The organism is Bacillus timonensis (assembly GCF_004799755.1).
Classification (GTDB): domain Bacteria; phylum Bacillota; class Bacilli; order Bacillales; family Bacillaceae_L; genus Ferdinandcohnia; species Ferdinandcohnia timonensis_A.
The window spans coordinates 19,782-39,469 of record NZ_SLUB01000009.1 but is presented as its reverse complement, the minus strand read 5'-3'; the positions used below and the strand labels follow the sequence as shown (position 1 = coordinate 39,469).

Genomic DNA, 19,688 nt, shown 5'->3' with positions numbered 1-19,688 from the left:
ATGGGAGGTTCAAAAAGCATTCAGCTAAAGGTAACCTTAAGTATCAAAAACACCATTAAAAAGGAGATCTTTTTATGAACCAAATTACAGTCTATACAACAAACACATGTCCTTACTGTGTTATGATGAAAAACTTTTTAAAGGAGAATGGATTTTCTTTTAAAGAGGTAAACGTCCAACAAGATCCGATTGCTGCAAATCGTTTAGTTAAAACGACAGGACAGATGGGAGTTCCCCAAACCGAAATTAATGGCCAATGGGTATTAGGATTTGATCCCGAAAAAGTAATGCAATTGGTAAAGCATTAAGAAATACCTTCGCTTGCGTTATAAAACGTATCGGATTGCAAACTCTATCCTTATAAGGAGAAGGAGGTGAATTCATGCTTCAAATTACGCATGCTGCTATATCAGTGATTAAAGATGAAGTGAAGGATGTTCTTGAAGAAGGTAAAAAGCCATTTATTCGCTTAGCAATGGGAATTGGCTGAGGGGGTCCACAGCTTCGTCTGACTCTGGAAGAGTCGGCTTTAGATAGTGATGAAATCACTGAACAGGATGGAATTCAATTTTTAGTGAACGAAAGAGACAAAGTGTATTTCGAAAATACAAAACTTGATTACGTCAAAGCATTATTTGGCGGCGGACAATTTAAGGTCCTCCGAGTGTAGGAACTTTAAAAATCACACTTTAAATTATATCCCGATCGAGTTATGAATAGTAGGCCAGACCCCAGTTGAGTAAAGTGAGCACTTGGGCTGGTCTTTTTGCATTTTGCGTGAAACAAGCAAATTACGAGCTATGATCCATTTTTATCTTTGAAGAAAAAATCAGGTCTACCCCTATTGGAGTAAAGTGTGTATCCAATAGGGTAAAGGGTTCTGATTTTTGGTGCTTTTACTCTCAGAGTAATTCTGTACTCATATTTTTTATTTAACGAAATCAAAATATCTTGAATTCAAGAATCTTAAATTGACGCAAAATACATTAAATGCTAATATAAAGTGAAGTCTCACGATTCCTTAATTCAATCGAATGAAGGTAATTGCAAACATTAAAGGAGTTTAATGATATGGAAAACATGAATAGTACCCTAAATTATGTAAATAAATCCATAAGCTCTGATATAGCAAAACAAAAACAAATTGAAGAACAAAACGAAAAATATAGATTGATAGCTGAAAACACTACAGATTTAATTAGTCTCATTGAAGTAGACGGCTCTTTTCAATATGCGTCACCTTCCTTTGAAGCTATATTAAACTATGACCTATCCCACATCGGGCATCTTAACTTTTTTGAAATGATCCATCCAGACGATCAAGAGATGGTGAACAAGGAAATAAGGATCTTTTGCAAGAGGAAGAAAACAGTCCGACATATTGAGATTCGTATCCGCGATAATAATGGAGAATACATAGATATAGAGGCGAGTTTTAGTGTCATTGACCAATCATCATTTTCTAAAAATGATTTAATTCTCGTTGTCATGCGTGATATTCGATATAGAAAGATGTTTGAACAAAAAATATACCATCTGGCTTTTCATGATACATTAACCAATCTGCCGAATCGACGTTCTTTTATGAACGAATTGAATAGGGAAGTTCTCGACAGGAAAAAGTTGAACACGCCATCTAAAATGTCGGTTCTATTTATTGACCTTGATAATTTTAAATCGATTAACGATCAGTGGGGCCATGATGTAGGCGATCAAGTTTTAATTGAAGCTGCAAGAATCATAAAGGATTCGATTCGCCCAAGCGATCTTGTAGGCCGTGTTGGTGGGGATGAATTTATCGTATTGCTAAAGGATATAAAAGATGAAGAGGATTTAAAAAAATATGTGAATCACATCCTAACAAAATTCAACTCTCCGATTTCTATTTCCGGACAGGACTATATCTTGACATGTAGTATTGGGGTCGCTACTTATCCTAAAGACGGCACTACTTCGAGAGAATTAATTAAGAATGCAGATGATGCTCTTTATAATGTCAAAAATACAGGGAAGAATCATTATTTACTGTTTAATAATAAAATTAAAAATGAATCGTTAGAACGCAGATTACTTGAAAATGCATTGAGACATGCGATAAAAGAAGAACAATTTTATGTAGAATACCAGCCTAAACTAAATATATCTACCAAACAACTAATTGGAATGGAGGCACTGGTTCGATGGAAACATCCCGAGTTAGGTACCATTCCACCTGGAAAATTCATATCATTGGCTGAAGAAACGGGATTGATTGTGCCATTAGGAGAATGGATCTTGCGGGAAAGCTGTAGGCAAATGAAGAAATGGCAAGCAAATGGCTATCAATCATTGGTCATTTCGGTTAACGTATCCATCCGACAGCTAGAGGATCCTCATTTCATCAAAACGGTTGAGAATATCCTAAAAGAAACAGATTTAGACCCACAATGGCTTGAAATTGAAGTGACCGAAAGTGTTTTTATGGATGTGAATGATGCTGCATCTGTTCTTGAGGAAATCCGCCAGTTAGGGATTCAAATTTCAATCGATGATTTCGGAACGGGATATAGTTCGCTTAGTTATCTTAAGCATCTTCCGATTGATACGCTGAAGGTCGATGCTTCATTCATTAAAGATATTCATGAGAATGATGAAAGCAAAGCCATTGTAAAATCTGTTTTAACACTGGCAACGACTTTAGGTTTAAATGTTATTGCAGAAGGAATCGAAACGCAGGAACATGTCAATGAACTTAACAAAGATGGCTTATTGTTTGGCCAAGGTTTTTATTTTAGCAAACCATTGAATAGTCAAGCATTTGAAGAATATTTGTTAAAAGAAGTTAATGCCTAAGATGAGTCGCAATTCCTGTCATTAAAGGAGAAGAAGCAACGTCATTTGACGTTGCTTTTGCTTAACTCATAATAAACTTGTCATCTTCAACTGGCTCAACATGCACATGGACATCCTGTACGTTATGTTCCTTCATTAACGTGACCTCTACTTTTGTTGATATTTCATGTGCTTCGGTAATGTCTAAATGACTCGGAACAGATATGACAACATCCACAACATTGCTATTTCCATATGTTCGTCCCTTAATATCTTTTACTTCAAGAACCCCGTTTATATTCAAAATGGTCTGTTTGTATTCGGCTAAATCCTCTATATCAAAGCCATCCGTTAAATAATGAGAAGATTCTCGGAAAATGTCCCATCCGGTTTTACAGATTAATAATCCTACTATAAATGCAGTCACTGGATCAAGCCAAGGTAGACCGAGTTGGGAACCTAAAATACCGATTGCGGTACCAACACTCACCCATGCATCGGAGAGATTATCTTTAGCAGCGGACATAACGGCATGACTTTTCACTTTTTTAGCTAGATTTTTATTATATCGATATACCAATAACATAATAAAGGCTGAAACAAATCCTGTCCAAGCTGCTATCATATCAGGAGATTCATGGTTACCAATGAAAATAGAAGTAGCTGCACCATATAAAACTTGAACCCCGACAACCATCATGATTAAAGAAGCAATTAAGGACGAAACGGTTTCGGCTTTCCAATGGCCATAAGGATGATCATCATCAGCGGGTTTTTGAGAAAACTTTAAACCAATTAAAACGGCAACTGAAGCAACGATATCAGTTGTGTTATTTAAACCGTCCGCCTTTAGAGCCTCTGAATCGGAAATATACCCGATCATTAATTTTAATAATGATAACAAGATATATACAGCAATGCTTAAAATCGCACCACGTTCCCCTAATTTCAGATCTTGATATCTCTGTTCCATTTTTCATCCTCCAAAAATTAACATCGAATCTTATTGTAACAAAGGGGTTTCGTGTTAGTCTATGGCAACGTTTTTGTGAAATAGCAACAATATAACTGATTAGGAAAGAGTTTTTACCCGAGGAAAAACTTTTGGGGAATGGCATAAGTAGCTGTTTGACTTTTATTCGCTCTGGAGGCTTATAAATATTTGTTCTTGTCCAGAACATATTTGAATCACTAGGCAAATATCTTTAGTAATAAAGTCAGAGCAAAGGTGGGATACCATGCAAAATCAGCCTCAACTCCCTGGTCATGTAAGTATGGGGCAGTTTAATCAAATGTTAGTTGCGCCTGAATCGTTTGCTGCAAAACCCGAATCACTTTCAGAGCAATTATTTGTTGAGCGTTCCCTCACAGAAAATAGATTTTGGCTAAGGATCATGAAGGAGCATGCCTTGTTCTTGGGGGAGGGATTTAACCGGAAAGATACTCATCTCATTCAACAAACAGATAGGTTTTACTATTACTTTGAACAACAGGAAAAAAAGGCGCACCAAATTCCAAACAATGTAACGTTAGTAAGGAAATTAAACGAAGAAAGTATTGAGTTGGTTCATGGGTTTCGAAATTTCAAAAGGAACCTCCTAATCTTAATCATCAATTGTAAGGTAAGTGGTTTCAATTTCCCATTGCTCGTTGACCATATTGCTCGTGAAGCGGAATATTTTATGAGGACACTGAAAAAGTTTAACCAGGGAGTCTTGGACCCTATCCAGGATGCGATCATCAGCGAAAATGTATTTTGGTTAAAAATTATGATGGAACACTCTCGATTTATTGCATCTTTACTTGACCAGTCAGAGAGAAATTTGGTAAAGGCTGCCTTAAAATTTGGAGATGATTTTGAAACACTTTTGAATCAAGCTAGAGATGTAGAATCCATGTTATACCGTAAGCAGCCTACTTATCCTATTATCGGAAAAATGAATAAAGATAGTGAGAGTGCTGCTCAAGAAATACGTGACTTTAAAAAGGCCGGTCTGGACCTCATTAAATCCTGCCAAATTCGGAACGTTATTAATCCATTATTAGCAGATCATGTCGTAAGGGAAGCTGACCATTTCCTTTACATGATTCATATTTTAGAAGAAAGATTAAACACAAAAATGATGAATGAACGGCACTTATAGTGGAAGAGTGTACATTTAAAAACCTTACGAAACAAAAATAATCAAGAATATCAGACGGAACTTTAAATCTGATATTCTTTTTTTGCTCAAAAGGCACTGTATTACTGTAAATATTTTGGATGATCTTGCGGTTTGTTATGACTAATTTCTTCAAAAATAGAATCCTTTTGTGTTGATTGATTTTGTTCCTGATTTTGAAGGGATGGGAAATAAGAATCTAAAAGTTTTTTAAATTCGCCAACGGTTAATGGTTTAGCCTCTTCTTTTAATTCATAACCAAGCAGTCCATTAGGCTCAATGGTTGCCGTTTTGATGTCGTTAAGAGTAGATATTCCCTGATTGCGAAACCGCATCTCCAATTGGTCAACCGTGAGACGTAGCTTTTTCAAATTCTTGATATTCAATGAACCATTCTCAATCACGATTTTAGATTTACCCGTAATGAATTTTTCCACAATGTTAAATTTTAATTCCAAATATTCAATAATAAGCATAGTAGCCACAAAGATACCTGCTCCAACAAGTGTCTTTACTAAATCTTTTTGTAACATAGGTTGTACGATAATCGTCCCAATTGAAATCATCACAATGGTTTGAGCAAGTGTCATTTGTGATACCGATTTTCTGCCTGCTATTCTTATCAAAAGAATACCACCTAAAACTAGTACAAATGATTTCCAAATAAACGATAGTTCCATGTTTAACCTCCTCCTAGTTCCATTATTCTCCTTAAAATTCCCATTTTGCCTCTTCTTTATGAGGTAACAACTTAATCTCTGTTATTAACAAACAAATAGTAACTAACAATAATTCTCATCTTATTGGGAAACATAACCACAAACCAACTTTTTGAAATCCGTAAGTTATAAAATAAAAAACATGAAGATTCGGTTTGTGATTGTGTTTTAGCTATAAAAACCTGGTTGGAGGTATTTGTTATGTCACTAACACTTACTTTTTGTTTGACCATGCTATTGGTGATCGCTTTTTTTTCGACAAAGATGCAATTGAGTATTCTTGAACAGGTATTTATATTATTTATTTTGGTGTTTATCTATACCAGTTTTGTATCGATTATTTGTGTAAACCTTGAATTGTGGGAAGTTAGTAAAAAGCTACAGGATCTTGTTGCATTTCGTCTGTACGGAGTCATCTATGTTCCTCTAACACTCTTATGGCTAATCGACCTGTGGCTGGGAACAAAACGTAATTTCTATAGATCTGGTTTCCTGTTAGTGTGCTTTTTCATTCTCTTGTACATAGGTGATTATATATTAAGACTTTATGGTGTCTATCAATTTCATGATTGGAATCATGTGATGTTAAGCATGATGTGGGGTTTTATATTTTTCTTTACTTTACTTGCTCATCAAGGATTCAGGTTGTTACTTCGTAAGGAAGGAATTTTATCATGAATTTGCTTCCGTTACCTATTGAATTTAGCAAAAATGAATGGTTTGTGATCCTATCTCTAATAGCTTCCTATTCGGTATTCTTTTTACCAAGAAGAAAGTTCTCTTTGAGTATAATTATCTTAATTCTTGTATTCTCTGCAACAATAGCAAGAATTTCTGACCATTTATTAGCCGGCCCACCCTTGGATTTATATGATCTGATGGATAGTAGCAGGTTTGAGATGTTTGATATTTTTTCCTATCTTCTATACGGTCCATTTGCTTATATATACCTTTATTTATATGAAAAATTTAAAATAAAACATATCTACACCTTTTTATATATAGTGGCGTTTTCGATATTTAGTGTGGGATATGAATGGATTACTGTCGTGTTTGGTGTTTTCACATTCAAGGAATGGAAGTCTATTTATTCTTTTCCAGTGTATTTATTTGTTACGTCCTTAACCATTTTGTATTATCGATTTCTCAGGGTATTTTTTAAGTTCCATTAACGAAAAAGATTCATAGAAAAGACGAAAAAAAGGACCAGCCCCTAAGTTGCTACTATGGGATCTGGTCCTATCTCATTATTAAATTTGTTTATTTTCGACGAGTTTTTCAACCTTTTGGTTTCGGTAAAGTCGATGACCAATCAGTGTTTGAAGTGTCAAGAAGATTCCGCCTACTGCCCAATAAAGTGGTAGTGCAGCAGGAGCATTATATGAAATGACAACAATCATAATCGGTGACAATAAGCCCATAAATTTCATTTGTTGCTGTTGGCTTTGGGACAAATTTAACTGGGAGATTCTAAATTGAGTGTAATAAATAACCCCAGCAATAATGGTTAACATTAAATCAGGCTGCCCTAGGCTAAACCATAAGAAAGTGTGTTGCGAGATTTCGGCTGAACTGCGAATTGCATAATATAGTCCGGTTAAGATCGGCATTTGAATAAGTAATGGCAAACACCCCATATTAAGTGGGTTAATTCCATGCTGTCGGTAAAGGCCCATCATTTCGCGTTGTAAGTCTTGTTTCTTTTTCGGATCGGTTTCAGCTGAGATTTTCTGCTGGATCTTTTCCATTTCAGGCTTTACTAAATCCATCTTTTCTTTCATAACAGATTGATTTTTATACTGCTTTAACATAGATGGCATCATAATCAATCGTATGCATATGGTTACAACAATGATCGCAATACCGTAACTGCCATCAAATGTATTTGCGATAAAATTTATGAACTGTGTGATAGGGTCCACTACAAATTTGTTGAAAAAGCCTACATGATTGTCACTTGAATTTATTCCGCATCCTGAAAGTAGTGCTGTTAGTACGGATAAAAGAATGATCAGTTTGGTGTGAAAACGAGAATTTTTCATGTTTCCTCCTTAAAAGTTAGATTTAACTGTTAAGATAAAAGGAAACAACACTCTCAGAATCATCACTTGTATATATTTTATTTCGAATCGATTTTGTAATTCTCCTTGTGATAAAGTACTGAATTAAAAGGCTTCGATTCCCATCAAACTTCTTACATTCACTAATTTTCGTGTCCGTGAAATTGGATAAGGGTGAACTAAAACCAATCTGAACCCTTTGTGTAGAAAGCAATAGTAACATTAATCCAATACAGACACTTACGTTAAGTGCCATTTGCGTATAAACTTCCGGATCTAATAAAAGAAAATCTATCAACAAAGGATGTTCACCCCCCAATTTCATTTTCGAATACTTTTACTATACATGAATTCTAAGTAACTCACAAAAATTAATTTTTGGAAGTTAAGCTAAAACAGATAAGTGTTGGCATTACAAACACTTTTTGGTAAAATACATTTATCATTTAAAGGCGATGGAGTTCGCCAGAAACGCCTTAAAGGGCTAATGACTCCTACCAGTAACATATATCTGGTAGGAGTCTATTTTTTTGGGGAACTTTATAGTTGAGGTGAAAAATTTTGAACTATTTATTAGTGGGGATTGCTGGCATTATTGGGGCATTGTTACGGTATTTAATAGGTATTTATTTTGGTCATTGGTGGTTTTATGACTTCCCATTAGCCACATTTGTAACCAATCTGGTCGGAAGTTTTATGTTAGGTTGGTTTACCCACTTTTTACCGAGATTTACATTTTTACAACCGCATCTCGTCACAGCATTGAGTACAGGTCTGATTGGCTCATTTACCACATTTTCAACGTTTAGTGTTGAAACCGTTCAGTTAATGAGTGCGGCCAAATGGGGAACAGCAATACTATACGTATTTCTTAGTCTTTGGGGAGGTCTTTTATTCTCATGGATGGGCTATAGACTCGGTCTTAAGGATGAAAATGTGGCAGAAGTAGGTGGGAAATCATGATATTACATATAGCTTTGGTTGCAGTTGGAGGTTTTTTGGGAGCCATCTCTCGTTTTGGGTTAAGTAATTTTATAAAAGGGAGATATCCATCTGCTTTTCCGATTGCTACTTTATTCATTAATTTGATAGGTTCATTTCTATTAGGATTAATCTTTGGAGCCCATTTAGAAAATACATGGAAATTACTCTTTGGTACTGGTTTCATGGGAGCATTTACGACGTTTTCAACATTCAAACTTGAGAATATACAACTGCTTGCCAAGAGAAATTGGAAAGAGGTTCTTTTATATTTAGGAATCAGCTATACGTTTGGAATCTTACTTGCTTTTATTGGAATTAAACTAGGCAGTTTGTTTGTTTAAAACAAAGCAAGAAAGAATGATTGATTAAAAGCCCCAAAAGGAAAATTGATTGTTAAATAAGAGAGTCTCCTTTAAAAGAGTTACACCAAATCCCCATGATATTAAATAAGCAAACACGCTGACGAATTTCAGCGTGTTTTTTTGTGAACAAGATCTTTTTTTGTGTATAAATCTTGACACAGGAGGTCAATCTTGTACTATTCTCATTTTTTACTTCACTATTCAAGATTAAATTTGTTTTAAAGCTGTAAAGATCGTATGAGTTGAAAGGATATGAGCTTAATCCAGATTGAGAAAAATACCTTGTCATTTTGATTCAAGCAGATTATAGTAAAGTGGTAATGACAACTGTCAAGACACTAGGAGGAAAAATCATGACAGAAAAAACAGTTTCAAAGAGGAGGCTTCTTGGTATTGCGGGGCTCGGCTGGATGTTTGATGCAATGGATGTCGGGATGCTTTCTTTTATAATTGCAGCACTTAAAGTAGATTGGGATTTGACACCGCAACAGATGGGATGGATCGGAAGTGTGAACTCAATCGGGATGGCTATCGGTGCTCTTCTATTTGGATTATGGGCGGATAGGATTGGTAGAAAAAATATATTTATTATTACTTTATTACTGTTTTCACTTGCGAGTGGATTTTCCGCATTAACCACTTCCCTATTTTTATTTTTAGTACTACGCTTTTTTGTTGGGATGGGCCTTGGCGGAGAATTACCGGTTGCTTCAACACTCGTTTCAGAGAGTGTGGCGGCGAAAGAACGTGGGAGAGTAGTGGTTTTACTTGAAAGCTTTTGGGCATTTGGTTGGCTTCTTGCAGCACTTATTTCATATTTTGTTATTCCGTCATATGGTTGGCGAATTGCCCTTATTATTAGTGCGCTACCTGCTCTTTATGCGATTTATTTACGACTTAATCTTCCAGATTCTCCAGCGTTTTCACCAAAGAAGGTGGAGAAACGTACAGTTTTCCAAAACGTCCGAGATGTGTGGTCGAAGAAATATGCCCGCTCCACATTCGTTCTATGGATGGTCTGGTTTACAGTTGTATTTTCATACTATGGAATGTTCCTTTGGTTACCAAGTGTGATGGTCATGAAAGGATTTAGTATGATTCAAAGTTTCGAATATGTATTAATCATGACCCTCGCTCAGCTACCGGGTTATTTTACAGCTGCCTGGCTAATTGAACGGGTAGGAAGAAAGTTTGTACTTGTTACTTATTTGCTAGGAACCGCAGCATCTGCCTTCGTTTTCGGAGAGGCAGAAACGACTGCAGTTCTCATTGTTTCAGGTATCTTTTTATCATTTTTTAACCTCGGTGCTTGGGGGGCTTTATATGCGTACACGCCAGAACAATACCCTGCTGTTATTCGTGGGACAGGTACTGGAATGGCCGCGGCGATTGGGCGTGTAGGTGGAATTCTTGGACCACTCCTCGTCGGCGCACTTGTTTCTGCAGGTCAATCCATTAGTTTCATTTTTACGCTGTTTTGCATAAGTATTGTGATTGGTGTGATTACACTTGCCCTTCTTGGGAAGGAAACAAAGCAGATTGAATTAACCTAAAAGAAAGAGTCTTCGAACGCAATAAATATAGTTTGCTAGGTATTTCCAGTAGTTAATGATTGACGGAATTATAGATATTATTGTAGTATAAAGAAATAATCGAATAAGGCCTCACTTTTACATAGTGAGGTAGAGGCGCGATATTTAACAGTCCTTAGTGGAGTTTGAGAAGCAGTGATGCTAAGGAGAAGGAAATGTCGCCGAAGTGTGTAATATTCTCGGTATTACATGCTGGGTCTGTAGTTAAGAGCTGCAGGACTGTCTCAATAAACCCTCCGTTTATTGAGTTGTGCTATCTCATTTGGGATAAAAGAGAGGACTTTAGGGAAACGATACAGCGACCTGGGTATATCTCAGGTCGTTTTTTTGTGTCGAAATCTACCAAAAAATAGGGGGAAATACATCATGAGAAACAAATTAACATTATTCGTCGTTTTATTAATTACAAGCACTCTTTTATTAGCGGGGTGTGGGACAAGCAGTAGTTCTGATTCTGGATCGTCTTCAGAGGATAATACTTTCAAGGTCGGTCTTGAAGCTGGATATGCGCCATTTAACTGGACTCAAAACGATGATTCCAACGGCGCAGTTAAAATAGAAGGGTCACAAGAATATGCGGGCGGTTATGATGTAGAAATCGCGAAAAAGGTGGCTGAAGGATTAGGAAAAGAATTAGTGATTGTTAAAACTGAGTGGGATGGACTTGTACCTGCTCTAACATCTGGAAAAATTGATGCGATCATAGCAGGTATGTCACCGACAGCAGAACGTAAAGAAGCAATCGACTTTTCGGATAATTACTATACTTCAAATCTAGTAATGGTTGTCAAGAAAGGCAGCAAGTTTGAAAATGCTACCTCTATCCAAGATTTCAAGGGAGCAAAGGTTACAGCTCAGTTAAATACGTTCCACTATTCAGTAATTGATCAAATTCAAGGTGTGGAAAAGAAAACAGCAATGGACAACTTCCCAGCAATGAGAGTTGCGCTTGAATCAGGAATGATTGATGGATATGTTTCTGAGCGCCCAGAAGGTGTGAGTGCTTCATCAGCAAATGAGAACTTTGTAATGGTAGAGTTTGAAGATGGATTTGAAACATCACCAGATGATACAGCCATCGCTGTTGGACTTCAAAAGGGCAGTGACTTAACAGATAAAATCAATGAAACTTTAACAGGTATCTCTGAAGAAGAACGTACAAGCATTATGGATACAGCAATTAAAAATCAACCAGCAGCACAATAAAAAATACTAGAAACCGGCTGTACCACTACTACAGTCGGTTTTAAAGAGCAAAGGAGGAAGAAAGATGAGTTTTGAGTGGGTTATACGAATTATCACAGAAAACTGGCCAATGTTCCTTCGTGGTGCTGGTGTAACACTATTAATTGCTCTTATTGGGACAATCTTTGGGGCAGTGATTGGATTATTAGCAGGAGTGATTCGTACCATTCCGATGCCTGAACGTGGAATGAACAAGCTATTTTTAAAAGTGGTTAATGCCATCCTCTCCATCTATATTGAATTCTTCCGTGGAACACCGATGATTGTACAAGCGATGGTTATTTATTATGGTTCTGCGTTAGCATTTGGTATAGATATGAATGTTTTTGTTGCAGCGATTATTGTTGTATCAATCAATACAGGCGCCTATATGGCTGAGTATGTTCGCGGTGGGATTGTATCGATTGACAAGGGACAGTTTGAAGCCGCACATGCAATCGGAATGAATCATTTCCAAACAATGTGGAATGTTGTATTACCACAGGTTATACGTAATATTCTCCCTGCAACAGGTAATCAATTTGTGATAAATATCAAAGATACATCGGTTCTGAATGTCATTTCCGTTACAGAATTATATTTCGTGACAAAATCAATTTCAGGGAATAATTTTAGATATTTTGAATCGTTTTTCGTAGCATGTATGATTTATTTTGTGATGACGTTTATTGTCACTAGAATCCTACTATACTTTGAAAAAAAATTAGATGGCTCTGATAACTATACGATGATTGGGAACGATCGTCCGGTACAAGTTAATCAACAACAATAGGAAGAAGGAGGAGAGAAAATGGAAAAGATTATTGATATTCAACATTTAAGCAAATCCTTTGGCACTCATGAAGTATTAAAAGATATTGATTTCTCGGTGAATAAAGGAGAAGTTGTCTCCATCATCGGTTCCTCCGGATCTGGTAAATCAACTCTTCTTCGTTGTATTAATCTATTAGAAAGACCGAGCGGCGGGCAAATTATTTATCAAGGTGAAAATATATTAGATAACAATCATGATGTCGCTACCTATCGTAGACATTTAGGGATGGTTTTCCAACAATTTAACTTATTTAATAATCATAATGTCCTTAGTAACTGTGTAGTAGGACAAGTAAAAGTATTGAAACGCTCCAAAGAAGAAGCCGAGAGAGTAGCGATGAAATATTTGAAAGTTGTGGGCATGGATCAATATATTAACGCCAAGCCGAAGCAATTATCGGGTGGGCAAAAGCAACGCGTGGCGATTGCAAGGGCACTTTCGATGGAACCAGATGTCATGTTGTTTGATGAACCAACATCAGCTCTTGATCCTGAAATGGTAGGAGAAGTTCTAAAAGTGATGAAGGAACTTGCTGAATCGGGTCTAACGATGTTGATCGTAACGCACGAAATGGAATTTGCAAAAGAAGTATCGGATCGTGTTGTCTTTATGGACAAGGGAGTTATTGCAGAAGAAGGAAGACCAGAACACATCTTCAATAACCCAACACAAGAGCGTACGAGGGAATTCTTAAAACGTACTTTAGTTCACGCATACTAAGTTGTTTATAGACAAATAGAACCGGGCGATTGCCCGGTTTTCTTAGTATGAACAAATTTTTGATTAACAAAGAAGCATTATTAAACACTTCAAAAATGATTATTAATTATTCAAATCATATAGCCCTGGAGAATGTTCATTAGGCATGACAGGCAATTCTGGGACTGGATAGCCTTTTGGTGGTTCAATAATAGATAGGTCTCCACCATTTCTACTTGGAGTTGTTCCTTGGAATATTTCACCTATCCTTGTTTCATCCAATCTAAAATTAAATTGCGCGTTGTGAAATCCCATTTCAACATATTTACGACACTCTGGATATTTATTTATATCGTAATTTGGCACTGGGAATAGTTTTCCCCAATCGACTCCTAATGTTTCTAAAGCCTTTGCAAAAGCATTCTGATGTGCGTTGTCTCTTACAATTAAAAAAGCTAATGTTTCCCTAAAAGTCTTATTGGAACTCATTTCATATATACGTGATTTTTGGAGAACACCAGTAGATTCCAAAACCAAATTGTCCAATAAATCGCTAATTAGGTTTCCGTGACTGTATACATAGTTACCATTCCACGGATTACCTGCAGCATCTACTGGCAATGACGATTGAGCAGCCATTATGAAATGATGTGGATTCGCATGTTTTATAGCCTCTTCAAGTGGGGCATCATTGCTTCCTTCTGCCCCAACAGCTTCTTCTCCTGATCCATTTAAAAGTTGATTAATAGTGGTTTGGACAAGTTCAACATGGCTGATTTCTTCTAAAAACACACCTCGTATTAAATCTCGGTACTGCTTTTGGTTTCCGCGGAAGTTTGAACTTTGGAAAAAGAATTGCATCATAGTCCGCATTTCACCGAATCTTCCTCCCAATGTTTCTTGTAAGACCTTGGCTGCGGACGGGTCAGGCTTATCAGGCACGATCAAATTTATTAAATCCTCTTTATAAAAGTACACAGTGATATCACACTCCTTTTAGTATCTTATAATGCCAAACCCTAGTGAAATTATGCGAAAAAGGAGGTAGATTCTTAAAGTGCGATTCCTTAAATGAAGGATTTAAACCGGTATAATAGAAAAATAAACTCAAGGAATCCTTTTCAACTTTGAGAATATATCCCGAATAGGAACAGGGATATTTATCTTTTCCTAAGGGTGGACTTACATGAGTAACGGACGTAGGCGGACCCTGGTTTTATTTTTATCCATCCATACTATGATTCGATATTCTTTTATACGTATCGAAAATAAGTTTTCAGATTTTGCAACTTTTTTTATAGCTGTTTCGTGGATAGATTGGGGGGGGAAGCGGTGGATTTAGATGAAGTGTTTCAAGCATATGTAAATGATCTATATCGATACTTATTTTCCCTTTCAAAAAATCACCATACGGCGGAAGATTTGGTTCAAGAGACGTTTTACCGGGCGTATTTACAGCTATCGGAAAATGATATCCAAACTATTAAACCATGGCTGTTTAAAGTGGCCTACCATGCTTTTATCGATTTTACTAGAAAACACAGTCGGCTGGTCATAACTGATGAAGTACATCATCAAATCAGTATTAAAACACCCGAAAGTTATCTTTTAGAGAAAGAAGGTTTTACCGCTCTTATGAACGATATTCATACGTTGAAAGAAACGGAAATGCATGCACTGGTTCTTTGTGATTTACACCAGTTAAGCTTAAAAGAAGCGGCTGACATTCTTCAATTAAATATAAATACGCTAAAGAGCCATTTATCAAGGGGTAGGAAAAAGGTGGTTGAAAGGGTTAAGGAAAGGATGAGGCACGATGGATAAAGAGCAAAATCAGCAAGATGAGGAACTTTATCACTCTTTTTTAAATGAATCGATGCAAGACTATGAAAAAAGTCACAAGGTACCAGAAACACAACAAAAAAGACTGCTTAAAGCGGGGAGAAATCACGCATTACAAACGAATATAATGATTAGCCTGGCAGTTTTATTATTAATTGTGCCAATCCTTACATTAAGCAGTTATTTGTATTACGCGATTGGCGGAAAAGCGAACCATCTAATTGATATCACCACAAAAACCATTTATGTGACGGAACCGAATATGAGTTTAGAAGAGATGGAAGTAGAGGAGGATATCGGATTTTTTACGATGGATCTTTATTTTGATGTGTTTAAGCGGATCGGGAAAGAGGACTATAAAGCGGGCGAGTATTCGTTTAGTTTTGCACTTGATAATCCCAACTTTCCTGAGCGGGATATGAAACTAGAGAGGCCACTTCCAATCAGGGGAGACATGGAGACTAACAAGCTTTTTCATCCGGGTGGACCATATGGAAAAACAGTTGGATCAGACTGGGATATTCTTGATCACCTTCCAGATGGAACAGTGGGGGAGATTTATCTTTCTTTGAACCAATTAATGAAGCCTGGGGAAATTGAAAAACAGCTTGGGGAAAATGTTGAAGTAAGATGGGTAGCCGTTTATACAGGTATTGAAGACAAGAGTTTATATGATGCGGGATACTCGGTTGCGCCAATTGGCTATCCGCTACAGGTTGACACAACCACATGGTCACCATTTAATGGTCGACAAAAGTCAAATGAAGAGGTATTTTTAGATATTTTACATTTCCTAGCCAAGGATGAAAAAACGGCTGAAAGAATATCGCAGGCACGATCTTTAGTTTTAAAAGAAAGAATCCCTTTTATTGAAGAAAATGGGATCCAAGTCTATGGAGCGGTGGTCACTGGACCAACTCCCGAATTAAGAAAACTAAAGGAAAATAAACAAATTAGTGTCATGAAGGTGGGGGAAGTGAAGCTATGGAACTAGAAGTAAACAATAAGAACAAAGGAAAACATAGAAAGCTACCCACCATTTCGGGTTTCCTATCCTTTCTGGTCGCGCTACTCGCATTAGCAGGGGTTAATATTTCGTTATTGATGGATTTTGATGACTTTCCTCAAATGGTTCTTGTCAACTTACCCGTTGTGGGGCTTGTCCTTGGGTTGCTTGGTTTGATCACATCTAAAAGATCAAGACTATATGCAGTATGGGGAATTGGGATTAGTTTGTTTATCTTACTTTTTACATTTTTAATGATCGGCTTATCCTGGGTTGGTATTAATCCGAAGCCTTGAATTGTTCGTGCTAGGAAAAACGAGACTTTGGATATAGGGTAAGAGCTGTCTAAACAAGACAGCCTAAGAACCAAGGTGTATGATAATAGGATTAAAGGTAACACGCTGAGGAATTTCAGCGTGTTTTTTCAAATTACAGGGTAGAATGAGTAATTACCATCAGAAGATGCCTCGACTTCGGACACATCCGCGATTTTTTCAATTTCCTTTGTCAGAAGATGTCTCGACTTCGGACACAAGCGCGATTTTTTAGCTTTGCTCTGTCAGAAGATGTCTCGACTTCGGACACAACCGCAATTTTTTCGCTTTCCTTTGTCAGAAGAAGTCTCAACTTCGGACACAACCGCAATTTTTTCGCTTTCCTCTGTCAGAAGAAGTCTCAACTTCGGACACAACCGCAATTTTTTCGCTTTCCTCTGTCAGAAGATGCCTTGACTTCGGACACAAGCGCTATTTTTTAGCTTTCCTTTGTCAGAAGATGTCTCGACTTCGGACACAACCGCGATTTTTTCGCTTTCACTTGTCCGAAAAGGGGCTTGGAATTACTTGTTAAGCACATAATAAAGAAAAAATTAGGAGGTTTGCTTTTGAAAACAATAATTCCAATTTTCGTTCTGTGCTTGTCCCTATGGTATCCAGTTGATACATCTTATGGAGCAGGAGAATCTGAATGTCGTTTGTTTGAAAATCTGTTTGCAGATCACGTAAAGCAGACGGGCAAAATTTGTAAAGTGGAGGTTAGTCGTAAAAACCTGAACGTTTCGGTAGAGGGAGTAAAAGTTTCTCCGGAACTGGCGGGGCTGTCACTTAATGCTGATTTTGAAAGGACTGAAAATACAACAATCGTCCTGGGAGAGTTTGCATTGCTTCCTCAAGAAGTCAATCCTGTCATTGATGCACTTCGAAAAGGGGGTATACAAGTTTCAGCATTGCATAATCATTGGTTTGAGAAACCAATGGTCCTTTATCTCCATTTCCAAGGTAAAGGTGAAACCGAAACACTTGCTCAAACGGTCAAGTCCGCTATAGATGTAGTTCAACAAAAGTAAAGAAAAGACCTGCCACCGTTAACACGATTGCGTTACATGGGAGCAGGTCTTTATTATTGTGCTTATATAAACATATTTACAAAAATAGCTGTAATAAAGCCTGCTAACGTTCCGGCAATGATGGCCTTAAAACTCATAGAGGCAATTTGCTTTTTCTTTGAGGGTGCTAATGAACCAAGACCAACAATTAACTGTCCAATGGATGAGAGGTTTGCGAAGTTACATAATGCAACGGTTAAAATTGCAATCGTTTGTGGTTTTAATTCGCCTTGTAATTTGAGTAGGTCCTGATAGGCAATTAGTTCATTGGCTGTAATCTTTGTTCCGATAATGGATGCTGCACGGAAAGCATCTTCAACGGGAATCCCAACAAGTAAGGCGAAAGGATAGAATACATAACCAAATATCGTAGCTAAATCCATTCCGATAATGCCTAAGATGCCATCTACTAGAGCTAGTATACTAATGAACGCAATAAGCAAACCACCAATGCTTGCAGCAAGCTTTACTCCACTCACAGCCCCTTCAGACATAGCTTCAAAAATATTTGTGTATCCTGCCTGTTCCATTTTGACATCTTCGCTCGTTTCAGATTTTTCTGTTTCAGGTTCCATCATTTTAGACATAACAATAGATACAAATGGCACGGAGAATACGGAGATAAGTAAATACCTAATGTCAATCCCCATTTGAGCATAGGATAAGAGAATTGCACCACTTGCTGAAGCTGTGCCCCCAACCATAACAGTGAATAATTCGGAACGTGTCAATTTTGCTAGATAAGGCTTGATCAGTAACGGGGATTCTACTACGCCTAACATTGTATTTGCAACTGTATTAAAAGATTCAACACGAGTGGTGCCAAATACTTTACCGACAACCCAACCGAGTCCACGTACAACAATTGGGATGATTCGTAGATAGTATAGAGCGGATACAAGTGCAGAGATAAAAATGATAACAGATAATACCTGAATCGCGAAAACAAATCCGATATTCGTTCCTTCTGCAAACAAACCACCAAATAAGAAATGAATGCCTTCTTGGCTATAGTTGAGGACGTGTTGCACACCTTGGGCAGCATTTGTCAGAACCCAACGACCAAGCGGAACATTAAGCATAAAGTAAACAAATATCCCTTCTAACACCACTCCTACTATAATCGTACGCCATTTGATGGCCTTTTTATTTTTACTTAGAAGACACGCTATAAATAGTAAACCCACTAGGGATAATAAACCGAATAAAATACCCATGAATAACCTCCTCAAAATAGCTTCTAATACGACCTTTATTATCCGTATATGTCTGAATTCTTATGTGTAAATAAACGATCAAAAAAGGCAAATAAAAAAACACATTGACATTTTACCCATAGGGGTATATCATAAGTCATGTAGAAATTCACTACGAAAAAATTTTTAAACGAAATTATACCTGTACGGGTATCTGTAGTGACTTTATTAATAAGAACAATGTTCTACCTAGCTCAACAGAGTTGAGTAGAAACATAATAAAAAAATAGGTAATGGAGGTATTTAATATGTCAAATAAAGTAGCAATTATTGCAGCAAATGGTGGAATGTTTGATGCTTACAAAGTATTTAATATCGCAACAGCAGCAGCAGCTTCAGATAAAGAGGTAGCGATCTTCTTTACGTTTGAAGGGTTAAATCTCATTCATAAACAAGCAATGCATGCATTGGAAATGCCAGCTGGAAAGGAACATTTTGCTGAAGGTTTTGCAAAAGCGAATGTACCTAGTATCCCGGAATTAGTTGAAATGGCACAAGATTTAGGTGTAAAGTTTATTGCATGTCAAATGACAATGGACGTGATGGGACTTACTAAAGAAGATTTCGTTGATGGTATAGAGGTTGGGGGAGCTGTAACATTTCTAGAATACGCAAAAGATGCATCTCCAACACTAACTTTCTAAGACATGATAATAGGACACTAATCTACAGTGGGGGATTTCCCCTCACTGTAAAAAAGTATAAAAAACATACCCCGTGGGGGTAGATGGATAAAAATGTATTGTTTTTAG

The 19,688-nt window shown here is 37.0% G+C and carries 21 protein-coding genes and 2 riboswitches; of the genes, 15 read left to right on the top strand and 6 right to left on the bottom strand.

The genetic code is table 11. The annotated features are described in order from the left end of the window. The first annotated feature begins 74 nt into the window (after positions 1-74). Together E1I69_RS07370 and E1I69_RS07365 are read left to right on the top strand one after the other, a co-directional pair. Positions 75-308 carry a glutaredoxin family protein gene (locus tag E1I69_RS07370; protein WP_136378963.1) on the top strand — a complete coding sequence of 78 codons (234 nt, stop codon included), beginning with the start codon at positions 75-77 and terminating at the stop codon, positions 306-308. 763 nt (positions 309-1,071) lie between these two features. Then, positions 1,072-2,832, top strand: coding sequence for a putative bifunctional diguanylate cyclase/phosphodiesterase (locus tag E1I69_RS07365; RefSeq protein ID WP_136378962.1), 1,761 nt, complete (start codon positions 1,072-1,074; stop codon positions 2,830-2,832). 61 nt (positions 2,833-2,893) lie between these two features. Here the strand turns inward: E1I69_RS07365 and E1I69_RS07360 are convergent, their stop codons facing one another. Then, entirely contained in the window at positions 2,894-3,784 is an 891-nt protein-coding gene (locus E1I69_RS07360) for a cation diffusion facilitator family transporter (protein WP_136378961.1), read from the bottom strand. 265 nt (positions 3,785-4,049) lie between these two features. On the opposite strand from E1I69_RS07360, the gene E1I69_RS07355 reads away from it, so the two are divergent. Then, entirely contained in the window at positions 4,050-4,955 is a 906-nt protein-coding gene (locus E1I69_RS07355) for a DUF2935 domain-containing protein (protein ID WP_136378960.1), read from the top strand. 101 nt (positions 4,956-5,056) lie between these two features. Here the strand turns inward: E1I69_RS07355 and E1I69_RS07350 are convergent, their stop codons facing one another. Continuing rightward, positions 5,057-5,653 carry a DUF421 domain-containing protein gene (locus tag E1I69_RS07350; protein WP_242634552.1) on the bottom strand — a complete coding sequence of 199 codons (597 nt, stop codon included), beginning with the start codon at positions 5,651-5,653 and terminating at the stop codon, positions 5,057-5,059. A gap of 240 nt (positions 5,654-5,893) precedes the next feature. Between E1I69_RS07350 and E1I69_RS07345 the strand changes: the two genes are divergently transcribed. Beyond that, on the top strand, positions 5,894-6,370 hold the full coding sequence (locus E1I69_RS07345) for a hypothetical protein (RefSeq protein WP_136378959.1): 477 nt from the start codon (positions 5,894-5,896) through the stop codon (positions 6,368-6,370). A gap of 572 nt (positions 6,371-6,942) precedes the next feature. Here E1I69_RS07345 and yidC read toward each other — a convergent pair. Beyond that, on the bottom strand, positions 6,943-7,734 hold the full coding sequence (gene yidC, locus E1I69_RS07340) for a membrane protein insertase YidC (RefSeq protein ID WP_136378958.1): 792 nt from the start codon (positions 7,732-7,734) through the stop codon (positions 6,943-6,945). A gap of 22 nt (positions 7,735-7,756) precedes the next feature. Beyond that, complete coding sequence (locus E1I69_RS07335) at positions 7,757-8,053, bottom strand: hypothetical protein (RefSeq protein ID WP_136378957.1); 297 nt, start codon at positions 8,051-8,053, stop codon at positions 7,757-7,759. A 141-nt stretch (positions 8,054-8,194) separates the two neighbouring features. Then, positions 8,195-8,256, top strand: a riboswitch (Fluoride riboswitch). Between the two features lie 57 nt (positions 8,257-8,313). Between E1I69_RS07335 and crcB (E1I69_RS07330) the strand changes: the two genes are divergently transcribed. The 6 genes from crcB (E1I69_RS07330) to E1I69_RS07305 all read left to right on the top strand — a co-directional run bounded on the left by crcB (E1I69_RS07330) (position 8,314) and on the right by E1I69_RS07305 (position 13,469). Next, entirely contained in the window at positions 8,314-8,715 is a 402-nt protein-coding gene (crcB, locus tag E1I69_RS07330; RefSeq protein ID WP_207308517.1) for a fluoride efflux transporter CrcB, read from the top strand. After that, positions 8,712-9,077 carry a fluoride efflux transporter CrcB gene (gene crcB / locus E1I69_RS07325; RefSeq protein WP_136378955.1) on the top strand — a complete coding sequence of 122 codons (366 nt, stop codon included), beginning with the start codon at positions 8,712-8,714 and terminating at the stop codon, positions 9,075-9,077. Before crcB (E1I69_RS07330) ends, crcB (E1I69_RS07325) begins: the two co-directional genes overlap by 4 nt. A 374-nt stretch (positions 9,078-9,451) precedes the next feature. Continuing rightward, positions 9,452-10,651, top strand: coding sequence for an MFS transporter (locus tag E1I69_RS07320; RefSeq protein WP_136378954.1), 1,200 nt, complete (start codon positions 9,452-9,454; stop codon positions 10,649-10,651). 122 nt (positions 10,652-10,773) lie between these two features. Next, a riboswitch (Lysine riboswitch) is annotated at positions 10,774-10,954 on the top strand. Between the two features lie 102 nt (positions 10,955-11,056). Then, entirely contained in the window at positions 11,057-11,896 is an 840-nt protein-coding gene (locus E1I69_RS07315) for a transporter substrate-binding domain-containing protein (RefSeq protein WP_136378953.1), read from the top strand. A gap of 64 nt (positions 11,897-11,960) precedes the next feature. Further along, complete coding sequence (locus E1I69_RS07310) at positions 11,961-12,707, top strand: amino acid ABC transporter permease (RefSeq protein WP_136378952.1); 747 nt, start codon at positions 11,961-11,963, stop codon at positions 12,705-12,707. Positions 12,708-12,725: 18 nt separating this feature from the next. Further along, positions 12,726-13,469: an amino acid ABC transporter ATP-binding protein gene (locus E1I69_RS07305; protein ID WP_136378951.1), complete on the top strand. Its 744-nt coding sequence runs from the start codon at positions 12,726-12,728 to the stop codon at positions 13,467-13,469. A 102-nt stretch (positions 13,470-13,571) separates the two neighbouring features. On the opposite strand, the gene E1I69_RS07300 is transcribed toward E1I69_RS07305, so the two are convergent. Beyond that, positions 13,572-14,426, bottom strand: coding sequence for a manganese catalase family protein (locus tag E1I69_RS07300; protein ID WP_136378950.1), 855 nt, complete (start codon positions 14,424-14,426; stop codon positions 13,572-13,574). A 354-nt stretch (positions 14,427-14,780) separates the two neighbouring features. Here E1I69_RS07300 and E1I69_RS07295 point away from each other — a divergent pair, with 354 nt between their 5' ends. The 4 genes from E1I69_RS07295 (at position 14,781) to E1I69_RS07280 (ending at position 17,641) form a co-directional block, all read left to right on the top strand. Next, entirely contained in the window at positions 14,781-15,272 is a 492-nt protein-coding gene (locus E1I69_RS07295) for a sigma-70 family RNA polymerase sigma factor (RefSeq protein WP_136378949.1), read from the top strand. Then, entirely contained in the window at positions 15,265-16,284 is a 1,020-nt protein-coding gene (locus E1I69_RS07290) for an anti-sigma factor (RefSeq protein WP_136378948.1), read from the top strand. The genes E1I69_RS07295 and E1I69_RS07290 overlap by 8 nt, the downstream gene beginning before the upstream one ends. After that, positions 16,275-16,592 (top strand): hypothetical protein, encoded by a 318-nt coding sequence (locus E1I69_RS07285; RefSeq protein WP_136378947.1) that lies wholly within the window; start codon positions 16,275-16,277, stop codon positions 16,590-16,592. The genes E1I69_RS07290 and E1I69_RS07285 overlap by 10 nt, the downstream gene beginning before the upstream one ends. A 587-nt stretch (positions 16,593-17,179) precedes the next feature. Beyond that, the gene (locus E1I69_RS07280) at positions 17,180-17,641 is read left to right on the top strand and encodes a DUF1259 domain-containing protein (protein ID WP_161974855.1); all 462 of its coding nucleotides are present in this window, start codon (positions 17,180-17,182) and stop codon (positions 17,639-17,641) included. A gap of 62 nt (positions 17,642-17,703) precedes the next feature. Here the strand turns inward: E1I69_RS07280 and E1I69_RS07275 are convergent, their stop codons facing one another. Beyond that, positions 17,704-18,897, bottom strand: a complete 1,194-nt coding sequence (locus tag E1I69_RS07275) for a NupC/NupG family nucleoside CNT transporter (protein ID WP_136378945.1) — start codon at positions 18,895-18,897, stop codon at positions 17,704-17,706. Positions 18,898-19,184: 287 nt separating this feature from the next. On the opposite strand from E1I69_RS07275, the gene E1I69_RS07270 reads away from it, so the two are divergent. Then, positions 19,185-19,580, top strand: coding sequence for a DsrE/DsrF/DrsH-like family protein (locus E1I69_RS07270; protein WP_136378944.1), 396 nt, complete (start codon positions 19,185-19,187; stop codon positions 19,578-19,580). Positions 19,581-19,688: the final 108 nt, after the last annotated feature.

Coding starts and splice junctions, on each gene's coding strand:
- E1I69_RS07270 (WP_136378944.1), top strand. CDS start 19,185: ATGTCAAATAAAGTAGCAATTATTGCAGCAAATGGTGGAATGTTTGAT.
- E1I69_RS07275 (WP_136378945.1), bottom strand. CDS start 18,897: ATGGGTATTTTATTCGGTTTATTATCCCTAGTGGGTTTACTATTTATA.
- E1I69_RS07360 (WP_136378961.1), bottom strand. CDS start 3,784: ATGGAACAGAGATATCAAGATCTGAAATTAGGGGAACGTGGTGCGATT.
- E1I69_RS07370 (WP_136378963.1), top strand. CDS start 75: ATGAACCAAATTACAGTCTATACAACAAACACATGTCCTTACTGTGTT.
- E1I69_RS07290 (WP_136378948.1), top strand. CDS start 15,265: ATGGATAAAGAGCAAAATCAGCAAGATGAGGAACTTTATCACTCTTTT.
- E1I69_RS07285 (WP_136378947.1), top strand. CDS start 16,275: ATGGAACTAGAAGTAAACAATAAGAACAAAGGAAAACATAGAAAGCTA.
- E1I69_RS07355 (WP_136378960.1), top strand. CDS start 4,050: ATGCAAAATCAGCCTCAACTCCCTGGTCATGTAAGTATGGGGCAGTTT.
- crcB (WP_136378955.1), top strand. CDS start 8,712: ATGATATTACATATAGCTTTGGTTGCAGTTGGAGGTTTTTTGGGAGCC.
- E1I69_RS07320 (WP_136378954.1), top strand. CDS start 9,452: ATGACAGAAAAAACAGTTTCAAAGAGGAGGCTTCTTGGTATTGCGGGG.
- yidC (WP_136378958.1), bottom strand. CDS start 7,734: ATGAAAAATTCTCGTTTTCACACCAAACTGATCATTCTTTTATCCGTA.
- E1I69_RS07315 (WP_136378953.1), top strand. CDS start 11,057: ATGAGAAACAAATTAACATTATTCGTCGTTTTATTAATTACAAGCACT.
- E1I69_RS07310 (WP_136378952.1), top strand. CDS start 11,961: ATGAGTTTTGAGTGGGTTATACGAATTATCACAGAAAACTGGCCAATG.
- E1I69_RS07365 (WP_136378962.1), top strand. CDS start 1,072: ATGGAAAACATGAATAGTACCCTAAATTATGTAAATAAATCCATAAGC.
- E1I69_RS07350 (WP_242634552.1), bottom strand. CDS start 5,653: ATGGAACTATCGTTTATTTGGAAATCATTTGTACTAGTTTTAGGTGGT.
- E1I69_RS07345 (WP_136378959.1), top strand. CDS start 5,894: ATGTCACTAACACTTACTTTTTGTTTGACCATGCTATTGGTGATCGCT.
- E1I69_RS07305 (WP_136378951.1), top strand. CDS start 12,726: ATGGAAAAGATTATTGATATTCAACATTTAAGCAAATCCTTTGGCACT.